This window comes from Candidatus Vondammii sp. HM_W22, assembly GCF_022530855.2.
GTDB lineage: Bacteria > Pseudomonadota > Gammaproteobacteria > Chromatiales > Chromatiaceae > Vondammii.
The window spans coordinates 1,068,315-1,088,068 of the sequence record NZ_CP099567.1 but is presented as its reverse complement, the minus strand read 5'-3'; the positions used below and the strand labels follow the sequence as shown (position 1 = coordinate 1,088,068).

The 19,754-nt window shown below is 49.1% G+C and carries 12 protein-coding genes and 9 pseudogenes; 11 read left to right on the top strand and 10 right to left on the bottom strand.

The genetic code is table 11. The annotated features are described in order from the left end of the window. Nucleotides 1–74: 74 nt before the first annotated feature. Nucleotides 75–350: a transposase gene (locus tag MN084_RS19365; protein WP_445083948.1), complete on the bottom strand. Its 276-nt coding sequence runs from the start codon at nucleotides 348–350 to the stop codon at nucleotides 75–77. 155 nt (nucleotides 351–505) lie between these two features. Between MN084_RS19365 and MN084_RS06165 the strand changes: the two are divergent. Beyond that, nucleotides 506–1,401 (top strand): annotated as a pseudogene (locus tag MN084_RS06165) (transposase). A gap of 713 nt (nucleotides 1,402–2,114) precedes the next feature. Here the strand turns inward: MN084_RS06165 and MN084_RS06160 are convergent. From MN084_RS06160 to MN084_RS19360, 5 genes are all read right to left on the bottom strand, one after another. After that, on the bottom strand, nucleotides 2,115–3,350 hold the full coding sequence (locus MN084_RS06160) for an aspartate kinase (protein WP_241086793.1): 1,236 nt from the start codon (nucleotides 3,348–3,350) through the stop codon (nucleotides 2,115–2,117). Between the two features lie 152 nt (nucleotides 3,351–3,502). After that, the gene (alaS, locus tag MN084_RS06155; RefSeq protein ID WP_241086794.1) at nucleotides 3,503–6,109 is read right to left on the bottom strand and encodes an alanine--tRNA ligase; all 2,607 of its coding nucleotides are present in this window, start codon (nucleotides 6,107–6,109) and stop codon (nucleotides 3,503–3,505) included. A gap of 80 nt (nucleotides 6,110–6,189) precedes the next feature. Beyond that, the gene (locus MN084_RS06150; RefSeq protein WP_241086795.1) at nucleotides 6,190–6,657 is read right to left on the bottom strand and encodes a regulatory protein RecX; all 468 of its coding nucleotides are present in this window, start codon (nucleotides 6,655–6,657) and stop codon (nucleotides 6,190–6,192) included. Next, a complete protein-coding gene (gene recA, locus MN084_RS06145; RefSeq protein WP_241086796.1) occupies nucleotides 6,650–7,675 on the bottom strand; it encodes a recombinase RecA in 1,026 nt (341 codons plus the stop codon). Before recA ends, MN084_RS06150 begins: the two co-directional genes overlap by 8 nt. Nucleotides 7,676–7,968: 293 nt before the next feature. Continuing rightward, nucleotides 7,969–8,097: a hypothetical protein gene (locus tag MN084_RS19360; RefSeq protein ID WP_445083947.1), complete on the bottom strand. Its 129-nt coding sequence runs from the start codon at nucleotides 8,095–8,097 to the stop codon at nucleotides 7,969–7,971. Between MN084_RS19360 and MN084_RS06140 the strand changes: the two genes are divergently transcribed. Next, nucleotides 8,041–8,238 carry a hypothetical protein gene (locus tag MN084_RS06140; RefSeq protein ID WP_330178427.1) on the top strand — a complete coding sequence of 66 codons (198 nt, stop codon included), beginning with the start codon at nucleotides 8,041–8,043 and terminating at the stop codon, nucleotides 8,236–8,238. The genes MN084_RS19360 and MN084_RS06140 overlap by 57 nt on opposite strands. 11 nt (nucleotides 8,239–8,249) lie before the next feature. Here the strand turns inward: MN084_RS06140 and pncC are convergent, their stop codons facing one another. Together pncC and MN084_RS06130 are read right to left on the bottom strand one after the other, a co-directional pair. Next, entirely contained in the window at nucleotides 8,250–8,732 is a 483-nt protein-coding gene (pncC, locus tag MN084_RS06135; protein ID WP_241086798.1) for a nicotinamide-nucleotide amidase, read from the bottom strand. A 430-nt stretch (nucleotides 8,733–9,162) separates the two neighbouring features. Beyond that, nucleotides 9,163–9,531, bottom strand: coding sequence for a transposase (locus tag MN084_RS06130; protein ID WP_241086799.1), 369 nt, complete (start codon nucleotides 9,529–9,531; stop codon nucleotides 9,163–9,165). A gap of 109 nt (nucleotides 9,532–9,640) precedes the next feature. Here MN084_RS06130 and MN084_RS06125 point away from each other — a divergent pair. Then, nucleotides 9,641–9,820, top strand: a pseudogene (locus tag MN084_RS06125) (IS256 family transposase); the annotation flags it as partial. 37 nt (nucleotides 9,821–9,857) lie between these two features. Here the strand turns inward: MN084_RS06125 and MN084_RS06120 are convergent. Then, a pseudogene (locus tag MN084_RS06120) lies at nucleotides 9,858–10,691 on the bottom strand (IS3 family transposase); the annotation flags it as partial. A gap of 356 nt (nucleotides 10,692–11,047) precedes the next feature. On the opposite strand from MN084_RS06120, the pseudogene MN084_RS06115 reads away from it, so the two are divergent. The 4 genes and pseudogenes from MN084_RS06115 (at nucleotide 11,048) to MN084_RS06095 (ending at nucleotide 14,330) form a co-directional block, all read left to right on the top strand. Continuing rightward, a pseudogene (locus MN084_RS06115) lies at nucleotides 11,048–12,197 on the top strand (IS256 family transposase). Nucleotides 12,198–12,307: 110 nt separating this feature from the next. Next, nucleotides 12,308–13,616 (top strand): annotated as a pseudogene (locus MN084_RS19355) (IS5 family transposase). Between the two features lie 27 nt (nucleotides 13,617–13,643). Beyond that, nucleotides 13,644–13,994: pseudogene (locus MN084_RS06100) on the top strand (IS30 family transposase); the annotation flags it as partial. Between the two features lie 69 nt (nucleotides 13,995–14,063). Continuing rightward, nucleotides 14,064–14,330, top strand: coding sequence for an IS3 family transposase (locus MN084_RS06095; RefSeq protein WP_330178424.1), 267 nt, complete (start codon nucleotides 14,064–14,066; stop codon nucleotides 14,328–14,330). Nucleotides 14,331–14,472: 142 nt separating this feature from the next. Here the strand turns inward: MN084_RS06095 and MN084_RS06090 are convergent. After that, nucleotides 14,473–15,603: pseudogene (locus tag MN084_RS06090) on the bottom strand (IS256 family transposase). Nucleotides 15,604–15,686: 83 nt separating this feature from the next. On the opposite strand from MN084_RS06090, the pseudogene MN084_RS06085 reads away from it, so the two are divergent. The 4 genes and pseudogenes from MN084_RS06085 to MN084_RS06070 all read left to right on the top strand — a co-directional run. After that, a pseudogene (locus MN084_RS06085) lies at nucleotides 15,687–15,894 on the top strand (transposase); the annotation flags it as partial. Between the two features lie 50 nt (nucleotides 15,895–15,944). After that, a pseudogene (locus tag MN084_RS06080) lies at nucleotides 15,945–16,166 on the top strand (IS3 family transposase); the annotation flags it as partial. 535 nt (nucleotides 16,167–16,701) lie between these two features. Next, nucleotides 16,702–17,034 carry a hypothetical protein gene (locus tag MN084_RS06075; protein WP_241086801.1) on the top strand — a complete coding sequence of 111 codons (333 nt, stop codon included), beginning with the start codon at nucleotides 16,702–16,704 and terminating at the stop codon, nucleotides 17,032–17,034. A gap of 396 nt (nucleotides 17,035–17,430) precedes the next feature. Next, a complete protein-coding gene (locus tag MN084_RS06070; protein WP_241086802.1) occupies nucleotides 17,431–19,518 on the top strand; it encodes an EAL domain-containing response regulator in 2,088 nt (695 codons plus the stop codon). The last annotated feature ends 236 nt before the right edge of the window (nucleotides 19,519–19,754 follow it).

Here is a 19,754-nt window from a genome sequence, read left to right as displayed (position 1 = left end):
CAATGATACAACGCGGATATTTACATGAGGGTATGGTTTTTTGTGGACTTACAAAATAGCTCATAACACTACACTTAGCTCTTTAGGGAGCTTCTAAAAACCCGACAAAGGCCAATAGTCTCTAGCAGATCTGGAGAGCCAGGTATCTTCACGCTCATTTCCAGATCATTCACAGAAAAGATCGTCTCTCCGCTATGAAGCGTAGTTTTCAGATCACAATTCAGATACTCGCCAGAGTTCAGTTCCGATGAATAGGTAGGCAAGAAAAAGACTCCCATATAGCGTTTTATGGCCCGGTTAGATAACCAGCGCTTCACCTTCTTGGTATGATGCACTCGTAGGTTGTTCAGTATCAGAAATGCCTTTCCCGGTGCAGATTCAATCAGTGCCCTCAGGAATTTGAGTTGTAACTGAAAGTGTTGTTTGAAAGGAATTGAAAAAAAGCGGGGTATCTGGTTGATTTGTTGTTACGAGACATCAAAACGACCATTGGAGATACGCCACCATGAGTAAGAATAACGTTGTTAAGCTGGCAGGTCGCGATACGATTATCGATCCGCTGACAGAGTTGCTGAGAAGCGGTGCAGAGCAGTTGATCTACCAGGCGGTGAAGGCCGAGCTGTTGGCGGAGCACGTCGAGCGACGGACAGAGGATGGCAAGGTGGGTGTGGTGCGTAATGGTCACCTGCCAGCTCGTAAACTGCAGACAGGATTGGGGCCAGTCACGGTCAAGATCCCCAAAGTTCGCGCGAAGACCGGCGAGCCGGTGACGTTCCGATCAGCTCTGGTGTCGCCGTATGTACGCAAGACGAAGTCACTGGAAGCGGCGCTGGCGTGGCTCTACCTCAAGGGGATTTCCAGTGGAGAGATGGGTGAAACCCTGAAAGTGCTGGTAGTTCCGGATGCAACAGGCTTGCCGGCCGGCAGGGTATCGCGTCTGAAGCAGGTCTGGGCAGACGGTGTCTACAGCGGACAGAGAGCAGAGCAGACGAAGCTATGTGCCCTGGTGGTGATCGGCGTGAATGAGCGTGGTGAGAAGCATTTTCTGGCAATTGAGGATGGTGTACGGGAATCCACACAGAGCTGGCGGGAGGTACTGTTGAAACTGAAGTCACGCGGACTGACCCCGCCAAAATTGGCGATCGGTGACAGTGCCATGGGATTCCGGGCTGCGCTGGAGGAAGTGTATCCGGAGGCTGCCATCTGTCTGCACAAAGACCTAGAGGAACTGATGGCTGCCTATCGCGTGACGGCATGCTACACATGATGTTCAAACTCGGCCTGTGTGCCGAGAAGACGTGGAGACGATTACGGGGTTTCGATTACCTGGCGAAGGTGATAACCGGAATCAAATTTAACGAGGGTGTTGAGGTAGCAAGAGTCGATCAGGTCGCCGCTTGATTCAACTGGCTAAACACCAGATTTGACTATAACTCCAGGAATTTGATCAGCACTTTCGCATTCATGGATGACTCACGCAGCATGAAGCTGTACTTCACTCTGATTCGTAATGACTGAAATCATGTTCAGTGACGCTCGCTTGGACGGGAGCCACTGTACTGGCGTTGTTCCTTGCGAAGCATAACAGCGGCCATGCTGCGTGGTATTTTTATACCCATTTTATCACCCAAAAATATAATGGCGTTCTCTCGTATAGATACTTTCTGGGCTAATCCTCAGGCATGCACTTCGAGGGTGATCCAGCTTGAGGCGTCCAGTCATTGTTTCCGGTAACCAATCCTCCCGTAACCGCTCGATGACATAATACAGGAGTTTTTTATGTGATCGTCTGCGAGTGTGCCTCGGTTTCTTGTATCGTACCATCGCACATCCCTGTGCAAACTCATTCCGGTAACAAGCATTCAAATCATCTCTGTTTTAATCACCCAGGTGGTGTACTTTGGAGCTAAATCCACCAACTGAGCCAACAATACCCGAAAAGCCTCCTAGTCTACGGTCCTTTCCAGCTTTGGCAGCGAGTCGCCCAGTTGTTCAAGGAGTTCAAGTCTGTTTTGATGATCAAAAAAACTCGGTTGCATAGCTTTTATCAATAGTTGGCTGAATTGATTACTATTATCATCGGTTTTGGAAGTTTTTTAGAAGCTCCCTATAAACTATGCGTCTTGTTCCGCTGGATCGTCAGCAAGACCGAAGGCTTCATGGAGCGTTCGCACACTAAGCTCCAGGTACTTTTCATCCACTACAACTGAAATCTTGATCTCGGATGTTGAAATCATCCGTATATTGATCCCCTCTTTGGCTAGGGCCTCGAACATGGAACTGGCAATACCGGCATGGGATCGCATCCCGACACCGACCAAGGATATTTTCACAATGGCATCATCACCCTTGACTTCCCTCGCCCCCAGAACCTGTGACGTCTCCTGGAGAATCTCCAGCGCTCTTGGGTATTCGTTGCGGTGTACTGTAAAAGTGAAGTCAGTAGTATCATCTGCAGCAATATTCTGGACAATCATATCCACCTCGATATTGCTGTCCGAGATCGGTCCAAGAATGCTGTAGGCCACACCGGGCTGATCCGGCACCCCCAGAATCGTCAACTTGGCTTCATCGCGACTAAATGCGATACCGGAAATTTTTGCCTCTTCCATACCTTCATCCTCAAAGGTGATCAGGGTACCCTCGCCCTCTTCAAAACTGGAGAGAACCCGCAGAGGTACATTGTATTTACCGGCGAACTCCACTGCCCGGATCTGCAATACTTTCGATCCCAGGCTAGCCATCTCCAGCATCTCTTCAAACGTTATTCGATCCAGCCGGCGGGCCTTAGGTTCCACTCTGGGATCTGTAGTATAGACACCGTCAACATCGGTAAAGATCTGACACTCATCGCCCTTCAGCGCCGCCGCCATGGCCACCGCTGTGGTATCAGAGCCGCCACGACCGAGTGTGGTAATATCACCATGCTCATCAACCCCCTGGAATCCGGCAACCACCACCACACACCCTGCTTCCAGGTCGGCACGTACCCGCGCATCATCAATATCCTGAATGCGCGCTTTACTGTATGCACTATCGGTCAGAATGTGGACTTGCGATCCAGTATAAGATCTGGCATCCAAGCCAAGCTTGTGCAGCGCGATACTCAGCAACGCAATAGTGACCTGTTCGCCGGTAGAGAGTAATACGTCCATCTCACGGGTCGATGGCCGGGTATCGATCACATCAGCCAAACCAATCAGTCGATTGGTTTCACCGGACATCGCAGAAACCACGACAATAACCTGGTTCCCTTCTCGACGGACAGCAGCCACTTTACGTGCTACAGCCTCTATTTTTTCAACGGTCCCAACTGATGTACCGCCATACTTTTGGACAATAAGAGCCATTTTCTAATGCTCGCTCGCTATCCTGTCAACGACTCCAGGTTGCTCCTGTCTCTGTCACAGGAAAACCGGAGAGTGATTAATGGAGTAAAAGTGTTACTTTCCATTATGAATTTAACTGTTCGCCCTGTGGCAAGCCTGTCGTCCAGGCCTGTTCAGGCACCTAATTTATTGACCACCCAAGCCTCGACTGAAGCCAGCGCTTCCGGCAGGGCGGCAGAATCATTACCTCCCGCCTGGGCCATATCCGGACGGCCACCACCTCTGCCACCCACTTGTTCGGCAACGAATTTTACCAGATCTCCCGCCTTAACCGCTCCGGTTTGATCCTTGGTGACACCAGCAACCAGGCTCACTTTCTCTCCATAAGCAGTAGCCAGTACAATCACTGCACTTCCGAGCTTATTTTTAAGCTGATCCATGGTATCCCGCAGTGACTTGGGATCTGCACCATCGAGATTCGCAGCCAGGACTTTCACTCCATTTATATCAACCGCACTGCCTGCCAGATCACTGCCAGCGGTGCTGGCAAATTTTGACTTCAGTTTTTCAAGCTCCTTTTCAAGCTTCCGGCTGTGCTCTACCAGTTGCTCCACTTTTCCATCCACATCATCCCGCCGGGACTTCACAAGATCTGCAACACGCTGCAGGCGATTATCCTCCATCTCTATCCAATCAATGGCGGATTCGCCCGTGACTCCTTCAATCCGCCGCACACCGGATGCGATACCGGTTTCAGAGGTGATTTTCAGTAATCCGATGTCGCCCACAGCCTTGACGTGCGTCCCCCCACAGAGCTCTGTGGAAAAATCGCTCATCCGCAGCACTCTGACATAACCCACATATTTTTCACCAAAGAGAGCCATTGCCCCACTCGCCTTGGCATCATCCAGAGACATAATGCGAGTCTCTACGGTGTAATTATTGCGGATCTGTTCATTGACCAAGCGCTCTATGGACTGAAGCTGCTCTCTGGTGACAGGCTCGAAGTGGGAAAAATCGAAACGCAACCGTTCGGTATCAACCAGCGACCCTTTCTGCTGTACATGCTCACCCAACACCTTACGCAGTGCGGCGTGAAGAAGATGAGTGGCTGAGTGATTCAGCTGTGTGGCCTCCCGCTTGCCGGAGTCGACCCAGGCTTCAACCGTATCGCCGACACGGATCACGTCACCCTTGAACACACCCTTGTGGATAAAAACATCGCCGCCCTGTTTTTGCGTATCGGCAACGGCAAACACCCCCTTACCCAGACGCAGCTCACCTACGTCACCAACCTGACCACCAGACTCTGCATAGAAAGGGGTATGATCGAGTATCACCACCCCCTGCTCGCCAGGGCCCAGAGTATCGACTATTTTACCATCCTGAAACAATCCGATTATCGTCGACTCATCCTTCATCTGTTCATAGCCGGTAAAATCCGTAGCTCCATCAAGGGAGATATCCAGCTGCTGGTCACTGCCAAAATCGCTGGCAGCCCGGGCACGTTCCCGCTGGGCCTCCATCGCTGCTTCAAAACCCTCCATGTCGAGGGTCAACTCATTTTCCCGTGCAATGTCTGCCGTCAGATCCGTGGGAAATCCATAGGTATCATAAAGTTTGAACACCGTTTCGCCAAGTATCTGCTTACCCTCCAGTGACTCAATGGTATGATTGAGCATTTTCATACCCTGTTCCAGGGTTTCGGCAAAACGCTCCTCCTCTAATTGAAGCACACACTCAACTTGGCCTCTGGCAGCGGACAACTCGCGATAAGCCGCGCCCATCTCTTCATCCAGAGGGCCAACCAGGCGATAGAAGAAAGGCTCTTTGACACCCAACATATAGCCGTGACGAATAGCTCGCCGGATTATCCGGCGCAGCACATATCCCCGCCCTTCATTGGATGGCAATACCCCATCGACAATAAGAAAAGCGCAAGAGCGGATGTGGTCAGCTATCACCCGCAGCGATTTCTCCTCCAGATTTCCACAGCCGGTGATTTCCCCCGCTGACTTGATCAGTCTCTGAAATAGATCGATTTCATAATTACTATGCACGCCCTGCATGACTGCCGCCAAGCGTTCCAGCCCCATACCGGTATCCACCGATGGATGGGATAAAGGTGTAATATTACCTTCTTGATCTCGATTGTATTGCATGAACACTAGGTTCCAAATCTCGATATAACGGTCACCATCCTCGTCCGGTGAACCGGGAGGACCGCCCCAGATATCGGGTCCATGATCATAAAATATTTCGGAGCAGGGACCGCAGGGGCCGGTATCGCCCATGGACCAGAAATTATCCTTGGCCCCGCAGCGGGAGAAGCGGGATGGATCTATTCCCGTTTTGTTCAGCCAGATCTCTTCCGTTTCCTGATCATCTTCATAAACTGTGACCCACAATTTCTCTTCAGGCAGACCCATAGTCTCCGTCAGAAATTCCCAGGCATAGCGAATCCCTTCAGATTTGAAATAGTCGCCAAAACTGAAGTTACCCAGCATCTCGAAAAAAGTGTGGTGACGTGCAGTATATCCGACATTTTCCAAGTCATTGTGCTTGCCACCGGCACGCACACAACGCTGGGAAGTGGTGGCACGATTGCAATCACGCTTTTCTCGGCCAAGAAAAATATCCTTGAACTGAACCATCCCTGCGTTGGTAAACAGTAGTGTAGGATCATCATGAGGTACCAGAGAGCTGCTTGGGAGCTTCTGGTGGCCATTTTCAACAAAATAATTGAGAAATGCGTTGCGGATTTCTGCGCTGGTCTTCATAACGGAAAAAAACTGTTCAGCAAAAGAGGGCAATAGTATGCAGAACAGGCCGCTTTGTCACCTGCAAATAGGATAAAATATCAGGTTCCGCGCCAAAGAAATTGACGGATCGACTCTGTCGAAAAGCCTTTATATTCCAAAAACCGAGCTCTTTTAGCCTGTGCTTTGAAATCGGCTGGCGCTTCTATTCCAAATTTGCGCAGCGCCATCTCTTCCAGCAACGAGCTCCATCCATCCCCCAGCTCATCCAGCCAATGATCAATCAGTGCTGCATCAACGCCTCGCTCAACCAATTCCTTGTGAATCCGAAGCGGGCCAAATCCTTTACGCTTGCGATATCCTATGTATTGCTCAACAAAGCGTTCATCACTCAGATAACCGCTGGTTTCAAGCGCATCCAGCACTTGTTCCAGTTCATCCGTACCCCCTGCCTTTGTCGCCAGCTTGCGACGCAGCTCTTCTCTGCTGTGTTCCCGGGAAGCAAGCAGGCGGATAGCTGCCTGCTCCAGCTCCTGATAAATTAAGGCTGGCTCACTGCTGTCAGACATCCTCTGCTTCCCTAGTCAAAACATCGGCTTTAGGAAAGGCAATTTTACGTATTTTCATTTCAAGATCCTGAGAAATATCCGAATTTTCTTTCAAAAATTTACGAACATTCTCCTTGCCCTGACCAATACGGTCGCCATTGTAGCTGTACCAGGCACCCGCCTTATCGATCAGCCCCTCTTTAACGCCCAAATCAATGATCTCGCCCTCTCTGGAGATACCTTCACCGTAAAGAATTTCGAAATGGACCACTTTGAACGGTGGTGCCACCTTATTCTTCACCACCTTCACCTTCGTCTCATTGCCGACAATCTCATCGCCCTTTTTAATGGCACCGGCACGGCGTATATCCAGACGGACGGATGAATAGAATTTGAGGGCATTACCACTAGTCGTGGTCTCCGGATTACCGAACATAACGCCAATTTTCATTCTGATCTGGTTGATAAAGATAACAATGCAATTGGAACGATTGATATTACCAGCCAGTTTACGCAGAGCTTGTGACATCAGGCGTGCCTGCAGGCCTACATGGGTATCCCCCATGTCGCCCTCGATCTCTGCCTTGGGTGTCAGGGCAGCCACTGAATCCACCACCACCACATCGACGGCACCGGAACGCACCAGCATGTCGGTAATCTCCAATGCCTGTTCACCAGTATCCGGCTGGGAGACCAGCAGTTCATCCACATTGACCCCCAATTTTTCGGCGTACAGCGGGTCCAGGGCATGCTCTGCGTCAACAAAGGCAGCTGTACCGCCCTGCTTTTGCGCCTCGGCCACAGCATGGAGAGTCAATGTGGTTTTACCTGAAGCCTCTGGACCGTATATCTCAACTACCCGCCCCTTGGGCAGACCACCGATACCAAGCGCAATATCCAGATTCAGAGAACCGGTTGATATCACCTCTATATTGCGGATGGCACTGTTGTCACCCATGCGCATCACTGCACCTTTGCCAAACTGCTTCTCTATCTGACTGAGTGCCGCACTCAAGGCCTTTTTACGATTGTCGTCCATATTTCTCCCGGTTTGTAGGTTGCAGCCAACCTCCTGTTAGCCGCCAGTTCTATTGATGTTCTCTATTATGGCACAGTTGGAGGCTCAAGATCATGAGCCATGGACCATTTTTTATAATTTGGTATCTGCAGACTCTCCTTAACATGCCGGGAAAAGGCTGTATCTCTGCACCGACAGGTCGTGTGCGACTTTTTCTGGCAAGCGTGATGCACAGGAGGACATCACGCTCAAAGCCGCATCCTTGAGTCTCTTTCACAGACTCGATACCAATTGCTGCAGCTGCTCTGCGGGTATCAGGGTTGGACCACACCAGAGAATACCGAGACGCTTCCACAGCTCGACCTTATCGATATAAGCTCGAAGGGATGGCAGTTGATACTATCCACCGCCATGAAAACAGACACCTGCTGTTCCGGCAGCACCTGCCCAAGAAAGGCCAGGGTGATATGCAGGCCATCCGGGTACCGTTCCCTGCCACCATGGTTCGGCAATCACTTTCTTATCTCCAGCAATCTCTCCGCTACCGGCTGACTCGGCCAAAGAGCAAAAAAGAGACGTTCTGAGGAGAACTTAGTCAACGTAAAGATAAAATTCTGTTGAGAGAGGTGAACACCGCCTGTCGGCGCACTTCGTCACGATCACCCGCAAAACACTCACGCTGGGAAACCACATTGCCTCCTTTCCGGCCCCAAGCGAACCAGACAGTCCCCACCGGCTTGTCTGGCGATCCACCACCGGGGCCGGCAATACCACTGACAGAGAGTGCCAGGAAGGCTTTACTGTGTTTCAATGCACCCGACACCATCTCCCGGACGACAGCTTCGCTGACAGCCCCTTGCTCGGCCAGCGTCTGCTCTGAAACCCCGAGCATCTCATGCTTGGCTTCATTGCTGTAAGTGACAAACCCACGGTCAAACCAGCCGCTGCTCCCCGGAATATCGGTCATAAGCTTGGCCACCCAGCCGCCGGTACAGGACTCTGCGGTCGCCAGAATCATGCCTGCCGCCGCCAGTCGTCGCCCTACTTTTCCCGCCAATTGATCCAGTTCTATCGCCATGGCTTTAAAGTATCCGTAATACCTTTGATAGAGGCAATGGGAAATTGCACAGTACCTGTTGAAAAGCAGGAAACGCTCTGTAGTCACTCTCCCTTATTCCCGTTCTCCGCATCCGTTGAAGACGTTTTCTAACCCCTCACTGAACAGAGTGCATGACGAAAAACACCGATTCAATCGCCCTTTAAATCATTTATAACCACATGATAAATACTAATTAATAAGCTATTTATTGGAACCTCTAAAAACCTGACAAAGACCTATAGTCTCTAGCAAATCCGGATAGCCCGGCATCTTCACACTCGTTTTTTTGGCAACACCCATTCCATACCTCACTTCATCCGGCCAGCCACACCAATCGACGCATGTCGTACACTAAATTCACCATACCAATCTTCACGCCGATCCTGCCTTGCCCGATGCTACGCGCTAGTCAATTGGCCTGCTGAGCAAACACGTGCTCAACCCGAACCCAAACTCTTGATCGTTTTCGGTTTGCCTCTTGCTCCCGGTCTATGCTGATGTGGTTTTTGTACCCATAGTGGGTTTTGCCATGCTTCATGGTCCAGCGGGCTTCAACATCCTTCTGGCGGCGTTTGTTATCACCCCATGTCTCAGGGTTATCCCCGGCTTTGATCTGCCTATTTTCCTCTCGTGTATTACGTTGCTTGGGTATTGGAACAATAGCGGCATCTACAATCTGTCCCTTGCGAGCACTGAAGCCTGCTGCATCAATCTGGATCAACAGCCCTAAAAAAAGTTTATCGACAAGGCCCCATTCTTTCAGGCACTCACGATACACCCAAACCGTTTTGGCATTGAATTATATTTGAAAGGAATTGAAAAAAAGCGGGGTATCTGGTTGATTTGTTGTTACGAGACATCAAAACAACCATCGGAGATACGCCACCATGAGTAAGAATAACGTTGTTAAGCTGGCAGGTCGAGATACGATTATCGATCCGCTGACAGAGTTGCCGAGAAGCGGTGCAGAGCAGTTAGTCTACCAGGCGGTGGAGGCCGAGCTGCTGGAGCTGTTGGCGAAGCACGTCGAGCGACGGACAGAGGATGGCAAGGCGGGTGTGGTGCGGTAATCCCCCCATTTTCAGCTGCGCACAAAAGTAGAGCTTATGCGGCTTGCGCCAACTTCTGATACGGTGTTATTCCTCCAATGGCCATGTTTGGCCGCTCTGTATTGTAGCGCCACAACCATTGAGTGGCGGTGTGCTGGGCATACTCGATCGACTCAAAGAGATGCTGGTTCAGCCATTCATGTCGAACTGTTCTGTTAAAACGCTCCACGTACGCGTTCTGTTGCGGGTTGCCGGGCTGGATATAGTGTAACTTAATCCACTGTTTCTCTGCCCACTCCATCAGTTGACCACTGATTAGTTCGGGGCCATTGTCGCAGCGAATGGAATTTGGCTTGCCTCGCCACTCGATGATCTGTTCCAGTGCACGAATGACACGCACTGCCGGTAACGAGAAGTCCACCTCAATACCCAGCCCCTCACGATTGTAGTCGTCGATGACATTGAACGTCCTGAAGCTACGGCCATCGGCCAGGCTGTCATGCATAAAATCCATCGACCACATGATGTTAATTTGACGAGGTACAGCTAGCGCATCCGGCACGTCGCGCTTCAATCGACGTTTGAGCTTGATCCGCAGGTTCAGCTCAAACTCCCTGTATATGCGGTATACACGTTTATGATTGTAGGGGTAACCCTTCACATTGCGCAGGTACAAATAGCACAACCCGAAACCCCAGGTTCGATTGGTCATCGTCAATCGGAGTAACCAATCTACAATCAGTGCGTTGTCGCTCGAATGCTTGGCCTGATAGCGATAGCAGGTCTCGCTGATACAGAATGCACGACAAGCCAGGCGTACCGACACGCCATCCTGCGTAGCTGTGATCTTGGCCATCTCCTTGCGACGAGATGGCCTTACCACTTTTTGCCAGGGCCTTGAATCTTGATGTCTTCATGCAGAATCTCCTGCGTTCATATTACGAGAAAATTCTACTTTTGGCGTCAGCTACTTCCCGGGGGATTACCGGTTAACTGAACTTTCCGAAAAATATTTGGAATGTGGCGGTACATTTTATCATGGTGAAGAAGCGTGGGAGCATATGGAAGATGAAGCAGGTGATGTAGTATCCATCTTTAATTGAAAAGTACATAAAGCCAGCAATACAGGGGATTGAAGAAATTGAAATACCAATACGAGGGTGTCCTGAATTCTGTGTAACTGTCTATCATTAAACCCAAGCGTGGTTGAGGATAGGCACTATGAACTAGAAAGAACTACAGGCGATCGCTCATGCGGCCGCTAAAAATATCAAGACGGAAGACGACCTCAAAGACTTCCATCAGATGCTAACCAAGATTACGGTAGAAGTGGCACTGAACGCTGAGTTAGATGATCATCTTGGCTTTGAAAGGCACGAGCAGTCTGAAGCTGACAATAACCGCAACGGCATGCCAGTAAGACTAACTGAACGGAAGCCGGCCAGTTCGAGCTCGATACACCACGCGACAGAGCTGGAAGTTTCGAGCCCAAGCTCGTTAAAAAACACTAGCGTCGATTTACTTCCATGGACGACAAGATTATTTTCTTGTACGCCCAGGGCATGACAACACGAGAAATCGTCACGACCGTTAAAGAAATGTATGGTGCTGATGTCTCCGCCACCTTGATTTCCAAAGTGATTGACGCTGTTATTGAACAAGTGATTGAATGGCCATCTAGGCCACTGGATGCGGTCTATCCCATTATTTACCTGGATTGTATTGTCGTAAAAATCCGGCAAGACAAGAAAGTGATCAATAAGGCAATTTATCTGGCACTGGGCGTGAACATGGAGGGCCACAAGGAATTGTTGGGGCTCTGGCTGTCAGAGAATGAGGGTACCAAGTTCTGGCTCAATGTACTCACAGAGCTCCAGAATCGCGGCGTGAAGGATATTTTGATTGCCTGTGTCGATGGCCTGAAGGGCTTTCCAGACGCAATCAATACAGCGCTTCCCGAGACTCAGGTCCAGCTCTGTATTGTTCACATGGTGCGCAACTCGATGAAGTATGTGCCCTGGAAAGACTACAAGGCAGTGACGGCAGACCTGAAGAAAATATATAAGTCTGTCACCGAAGATGAAGTGCTACTGGAACTTGATAATTTCTCTAACCGATGGGACGACAAATATCCCCAGCTCAGCCGTTCGTGGCATAGCCACTGGCACAATCTTAATACCCTGTTTGGTACCCTGAGGACATCAGCAGGGCAATCTATACAACCAATGCCATCGAGTCAATGAACAGCGTGGTTCGCAAGGCAATTAAAAAACGGAAGCTATTTCCGACCGACGACTCGGCAATGACAGTGGTGTACCTGACGGTGCAGCAAGCATCAAAAAAATGGACCATGCCGATTCGCAATTGGAAACCAGCACTGAATAGTCGACCCTGAAATATTCATAACGCAATGATTTATATAAAATAAGCGTCTAAATTTGATAAAATAAACGTCCGTGAAAGGGGTAAAAGCAGAGAAAAACTGGACGAAACAGAGGTGGATAATTGAGCAAAGCCAAGACAGCCAATCCCAACCAGCAAAGTTTCCTGCACCAGAACTTACTGGATCAGCTGAACCCCAAGCATCCACTTTTGCTATTGGCCAGACAGATAGACTGGTTATATTTTGATGCTGAATTTGCCCCGCTTTATTCTCATCGTGGAAAGCCCTCAAAACCCATCCGCCTAATGGTGGGCCTCTCGATACTCAAGCATCTGGAAGACCTCAGTGACGAGGTTCTGATTCAACGCTGGATACAAAATCCCTACTACCAGAGTTTTACGGGTGAGATCGAATTCCAATGGCAACTTCCTTGTGATCCCTCCGACCTGACTTACTTCAGAAAGCGTATTGGCAAAGAAGGTTTTGAAAAGGTCCTGGCTACCTCTATCGCCTTACATCAAGAAAAGGCGATCGAAGATGAAATGTGTATCGACACTACCGTACAAGAGAAAAACATTACCTTTCCAACTGATGCAAAGCAGTACCGAAAGATACACGGGCAGTTACTCAAGATGGCCCGAGCAGAAGGTATCGTGCTCAGTCGAAGCCATGAGAAGGAAGTAAAAATTCTCAAGCTCCCCACCCGATTTGCCACACATCCGAGGAATCGTAAAAAGGCACGTAAGGCCGTCAAGCGATTAAAGACCATCAGCGGCCGATTACTGCGTGAAATACAGCGTAAGATGACCGGAGAACAACAGAAATTCTATGCAGAAAAGTTCGCCCTGTACCAGCGCATGCTGAATCAGAAGCGTGCTGATAAAAACAAGTTGTACAGCCTACATGAACCTCATGTTTACTGTATGAGCAAAGGTAAGGCCCCCGCAACGTTATGAGTTTGGCACCAAGGCATCAATCACCACCACAAGGGACGCGGGCATTGTGATTGGTGCCCTGGCTTTTGAGAAGAATGTATTTGATGGTCACACCGTACCTGAGGTCTTGGCACAGGTGAAACGTCTCATCAATCGAGTACCCAAAGTGGGTATTGCTGATCGAGGTTATCGGGGCAAATCAAAGGTTAATGACACCCAGATAGCCTGCTAGGAAGAATACCTCAGGAGAAGCCATGACATTAGCCAGAAAACGTTTCAGAAGACGAGCTGGCATTGAGCCTGTGGTCACTTAAAGAGTGACCACAGGCTAAAAATGAACTTTCTTAAAGGCTTTTCCGGGGATCAGATTAACTTGCTTATGACGGCGGCTGCCTTCAACTTCAGAAAATGGATGAGGGAGGTTCTTTTTGTGCTGAAAAATATCATGTCCATACTGTTGTTCCTGTTTGCAAAACAGAAACAACAGTATTATTAAGTGCCTGGAATGAATATTTCAGGGTCGACTAATTCGGTTGTTTCCGCACTCACGAAACAGGTTAAAAAACTTCCAGACAAGCTGGTACAGTCATTAACTTTGGATAGGGGGATGGGGCTTGCCGGTCACAAGAAATTTACTATGGTGACAGATGCAAAAGTCTACTTTTGTGACCCACAAAGTCCATGGAAAAGAGGGACCAATGAAAATACAAATCGGCTATTGATGCAGTACTTTCCGAAGAAAACAGACTTGTCGATTTACTCTCAGGTACAATTAGATCCCGTGGCGAAAAAACTCAATCAACGACCGAGAAAAACATTGGGCTTCGCTACTCCTGCAGATAAACTAAATGACGATGTTGCATCGATCCCTTGAATCTATATCAGCCTTCTTCGCCAAAGAAATGAAATAAAACATCAGTTTATTCAGTGTCACTCAGCCCAGTTGCCGGTTAACCGCTTATGCCAAATGGTTGGATTGAGTCGATCAAGCTACTACGCGTGGGTTAAGCGGCCTGCCCTGTTAATCAGCGCTGAAGAGTTACAGCTTTATCGCCGAGCTAAAGCCTTGTTTGCAGCAAGCCGCCAAAGTCTGGGCTCCAGAGAGCTAATGAAAAAACTGCGCGAAGAAGGCTTCTCTATTGGCCGCTATCGAACGAAAACTGTGATGCGTAAGCTAGGGGCTGCGCGTCACACAGCGTACCGCCTATAGAGTCACGACAAACCGTCAGCATAGCGATGCAGTAGCGGATAACTTGTTGAATCAGAACTTTAATCCGGTCGCCGCCAATGATGTTTTGGCCGGTGATATTACCTACTGAGTTATAGTCAAATCTGGTGTTTAGCCAGTTGAATCAAGCGGCGATCTGATCGACTCCTGCTACCTCAACACCCTCTTTAAATTTGATTCCGGTTATCACCTTCGCTAGGTAATCGAAACCCCGTAATCGTCTCCACGTCTTCTCGGCACACAGGCCGAGTTTGAACATCATGTGTAGCATGCCGTCACGCAATAGAAAGCCATCAGTTCCTCTCGGTCTTTGTGCAGACAGATGGCAGCCTTCGGATACTTTGGCTCATACGCTTTGATAAACAGATCAAAGGCCTTTTCCGCATCGGCCTGGGTCTCCGCCTGCCAGATATTGTGCAGTGCCTGCTTCGCTTTCGGCTGAGCTGACCTTGGCAGGCAGTTCAGCACGTTCATGGTCTTGTGCATCCAGCAGCGCTGTTGGCGCGTCTCCGGATACACTTCCTCCAGCGCAGCCCGGAACCCCATGGCACCGTCACCGATCGCCAATTTTGGCGGGGTCAGTCCGCGTGACTTCAGTTTCAACAGTACCTCCCGCCAGCTCTGTGTGGACTCCCATACACCATCCTCAATTGCCAGAAAATGCTTCTCACCACGCTCATTCACGCCGATCACCACCAGGGCACACAGCTTCGTCTGCTCTGCTCTCTGTCCGCTGTAGACACCGTCTGCCCACACATACACCCAATGGCCCTTATCCAGGCGCTCCTCGCACCCGCTCCGATATTCTTCTGCCCAGACCTGCTTCAGACGCGATACCCTGCCGGCCGACAAGCCTGTTGCATCCGGAACCACCAGTACTTTCAGGGCCTCACCCATCTCTCCACTGGAAATCCCCTTCAGGTAGAGCCACGCCAGCGCCGCTTCCAGTGACTTCGTCTTGCGTACATACGGCGGCACCAGAGCTGATCGGAACATCACCGGCTCGCCGGTCTTCGCGCGAACTTTGGGGATCTTGACCGTGACCGGCCCCAATCCTGTCTGCAGTTTACGAGCTGGCAGGTGACCATTACGCACCACACCCGCCGCCATCCTCTGTCCGTCGCTCGACGTGCTCCAGCAGCTCGGCCTCCACCGCCTGGTAGATCAACTGCTCTGCACCGCTTCTCGGCAACTCTGTCAGCGGATCGATAATCGTATCTCGACCTGCCAGCTTAACAACGTTATTCTTACTCATAGTGGCGTATCTCCAGCGGTTGTTTTGATGTCTCGCAACAACAAATCAACCAGATACCCGCTCTTTTTCAATTCCTTTCAAACACCACTGCCATCGAGTCAATGAACAGCGTGGTTCGCAAGGCAATTAAAAAACGGAAGCTATTTCCGACCGACGACTCGGCAATGAAAGTGGTGCACCTGACGGTGCAGCAAGCATCAAAAAAATGGACCATGCCGATTCGCAATTGGAAACCAGCACTGATATAGATTTATGATTGAGTTCGAAGAACGCTTGGCAGAATACATTTAACCCGGGCAGTTATACGGAAATCGTTACACCCTCACATTTCTTAGAAATATCATGGCCTACGCTCGTCGATGGGGGTGGTGGTTGAACGTTTTTTTGGCAGCTTGAAGCATGACTGGATTTTAAAAGTGTCTCAACCTACACGAGAGCACATGAAGTACGATGTCGCGGATTACATCCGCTACTACAACAAAGATCGGTTACACACTGCCAATGGTAGCTTGTCACCGATTAACTATGAACTGTCTCAATTGAATGTGTCCGGTTCGACTTGACCAGAGCAAACATCAGTACCGCATCGTAAGGTGGACACCCACCTTTACTGGGACCACTATTTTTGTAAACTGAGTCCAACAATACCCGGAAAACCTCCCAGTCTACGGTCCTTTCCAACTTTAGCAGCGAGTCTCCCAGTTGCTCAAGTCGGTCTTGATGATCAAAAAAATTTGGCGGCATGATTTTTATCAATAGTTGGTTACCATGTATCACTGAATTTTAGAAGGTTTTTAGAGGTTCCCTTAATTAGGATCTGGTAAAAGCGCAAAAAACCTGCCTAATTATGAATAAATTTCTTACAATCAGGTCTCTACTATAGTAGGATTCATCCCGTTTACACCAGACGGAATGTGAGATTAGAATTTAGGTTATCTGTTTTCTGCAAGGAACGATGCTTGTTTCGCTAGACTTATTCTTTAAAGAAAGCCTCTGCCTTAATTCCTGGATTGGATGGATTTCAACTCGTCAGACACCGATTCATGGATTGAGAAAAGGCTCCTTAGTTCAGAAAAAGCTGAGGAATTGACTGTATCAATGGAGACACAGAGCGAACTAGGCCTCCGCGTACCAGAGCGAACGGCAGCCCCGGTAGCCTACTTCCTGGAAAATCCCAAGGAAATTGAAGCTTGGTTCCGTCAGGCCGATAATAGTCCGGGAGTCAATGCAGTTCTCTACACATCCCAGACAAGAGTGCTGTCACTGAGCTTCCCCGAACAAACATTTGGTGAGGAGAGCTGCCTTACAGATATCGAGTACGACTCAATTTTTGCTCCCGGTGACACACCCAACTGGGTGATTGATAACTCAGGAAAGAGCTGCGAAACATTGAAATTCAGTCTGCCACCAAGAACGGCCAGTTTGGTATAGGCATCACTCGTTGGATGAAAAATCCATCCAATCAAGGTTTGCAGGTGGACCTTGAAATGGTTGTACAAAGTTCAACGGCCGTTCAGGTGTGCATAAAAGCAATTACTCCTCCACCCAGAAGGGTCTATTTCTCCCTGAGCTGGTAGCATCAGGCAGACCTGAAAGCCTGATTACTCTCTCTTTACCGTTATAAGGTGGGCAATAATCGATGGCGGTAGAGAGCAGGATATCCACCTTACACGGTTACTGGAACCTACCGGCACCTTTGCAGAGTTCCAATTTATCTACCAAGGCAATGATGATGATAAGGGCAAACATCAAATGATGGATCAGATGAGTACTTTAAATAACATCTGGTCTACTATCTAGCTTCATTTTTCCAGCTCATCAAGGCCTATGAATAGCTCACAAACAGAAACGATAAAGTTACTGATCATCGACAGTTCACTGAATGATGCAGAAGCCAAAGTCAGCACACTACGCAATGCCGGCCTTGCCATTCACTCGGACTGCGTCACCGAAAAATCAGATATCTTTGAAAGTCTGGAATCGAATGATCCGGATTTGATACTTTTATTGGTGGAGCAGAATACCCCTGGATTTACCGACACCTTGAAGCTTTGTCTCAGAGCTCGTCAGGATAGTCGGCTGATCGTTATTTATCAAAAGGAAGATTCTACCGACCTGATCCAGGCAATGCGTGATGGTGCTCGGGACGTTGTATCCGGAGATGACCCTGATCACCTGCAACTGGTGGTCAAACGTGAATTTCATGATCTTCAAATATGCCATCAGCTGGCACAGGCACAGGAAAAGCTCCGTGAAGCGGAGGAGCGGTGTAGCGCACTGATTGCAAGTTCACGGGATGCTATCGCCTATATCCATGAAGGCATGCACATGCATGCTAACCAGATCTATCTGGACATGTTTGGTTATCTGGATATGGACGAGATTGAAGGGCTGCCGATACTCGACACCATATCCTCGAAGGATCATAAGCGATTCAAATTATTCCTCCGCACGTTGAAAGAGGAAAGCTGTGATTTGATGGTCAAGTGCCAAAGCCAAGATGGAGAGACATTTAAGGCCAAACTGGAATTCTCTCCCGCCACTTTTGATGGCGAACCTTGTACTCAGATTATTATAAGAGACTATTCAGAAAACCGGGAGCTGGAACATAAACTCGAGCTACTCAGTAACCAGGACCCTCTAACAGGCCTGGCAAATCATCAGTATTTCATGGGTGAAATAGAGCAGCATATCATCACCCTGAAAAAGAGCAACTGCAGCTGTTCACTACTCTATCTCAGCATCGATGAATTCCAAAAAATCCGCACAACAGTCGGTATTGTAGCCAGCGACCGGTTTCTCCAGGAACTTGCAAAACCATTCCAGGATGCTGTCACTGAAGGCGACATAATAGCCCGCTTTGGTGACCATACGTTTACCATACTCAGCGACAAATGCAGTGCATCTGAGATCGAAACCCTGGTAGAACAACTTCGAACTATCGTTGGAAGTCATAATTGCCATAATGGAGACAAGCCTGGGGCAGCCACTTGCAGCATCGGAATTGCGCTGCTTGGAGATGAGACCGAAAATAGCCAGGAGTTTATCAACCACGCCTATCAGGCCTGTGTAGCCGCGAAAGAGAAAGGAGGTAATGAAATCTCTTTTTATAATGCAGGTGAGATGGTGCCAAATTATGGTGATGACAATACTGGGGACGAAGTCAGAATAAACAAATTGATTCAGCACGCATTGGAGAAAGATCGCTTCCGGATGGTCTTCCAGCCTATCGTCAGCCTGCAGGGTGACAGCCGGGAGAATTATGCCGTGCTCACCCGCCTGCTGGACAATCACGATAATGAGATCCAGCCAAACTATTTTACAGAATGCGCTGAACAGAACGAGCAGATGCTAGAGATCGATAGGTGGGTTATTAAACACGCTATTATTGAGTTGACCAAACAGCGGGCTGAAAAGCGTAAAGTCAATTTCTTCATCAGCCTGTCAGCATCATCTATACAGGATGAAGGAACCCTGTTATGGGTCTGCGATTGTCTGCGCAACCAGAAGGCGAAAGGTGCTTGGCTCACCTTCCAGATCAAGGATAAAGATGTCAGGAACCATACCCAGTCAGCAAAAAAACTGGTCGATGGATTGAAAAGGATCAAATGCCAAATTGCCATCGACCAGTTCGGATCCAATCAAAAAGCAGAAACTCTGCTTAAACACCTACCGGTAGATTACGTAAAATTTGATGTGGGCCTAATAGAAGAACTCGCTACCACCCAGGGAAAACAGGACCGGCTCAACGAACTAAATGCACTGGCCCTCTCCCACAGCATACGTACTATCGCCATGGGGATAGAAGATGCCAACAGCTTGGCTATTCTCTGGACGGTTGGAGTCAATTATATCCAGGGATATTTCCTGCAGGGACCCGCGGAAAATATCGGTTACGAGTTTACGCCGCACTAGGAGCCTGTCGGACTCACCACGGCATAAATGTATTCATTACTGACATGGGCCGACCTATGTTCCGGTTCAGCTGATTCATGCCATTACTCATATAGTTTATGGACAGTGTCATCGCCTGCATGGAGCAGATATTCGCATTCATGTGATTTACATTATCCGCATAGATCACTGCTGTCCCGTTAACTTTTATATCAAAACCATCTGATTTATATCGGGCTGTTTGTCGCTAAGAGGGT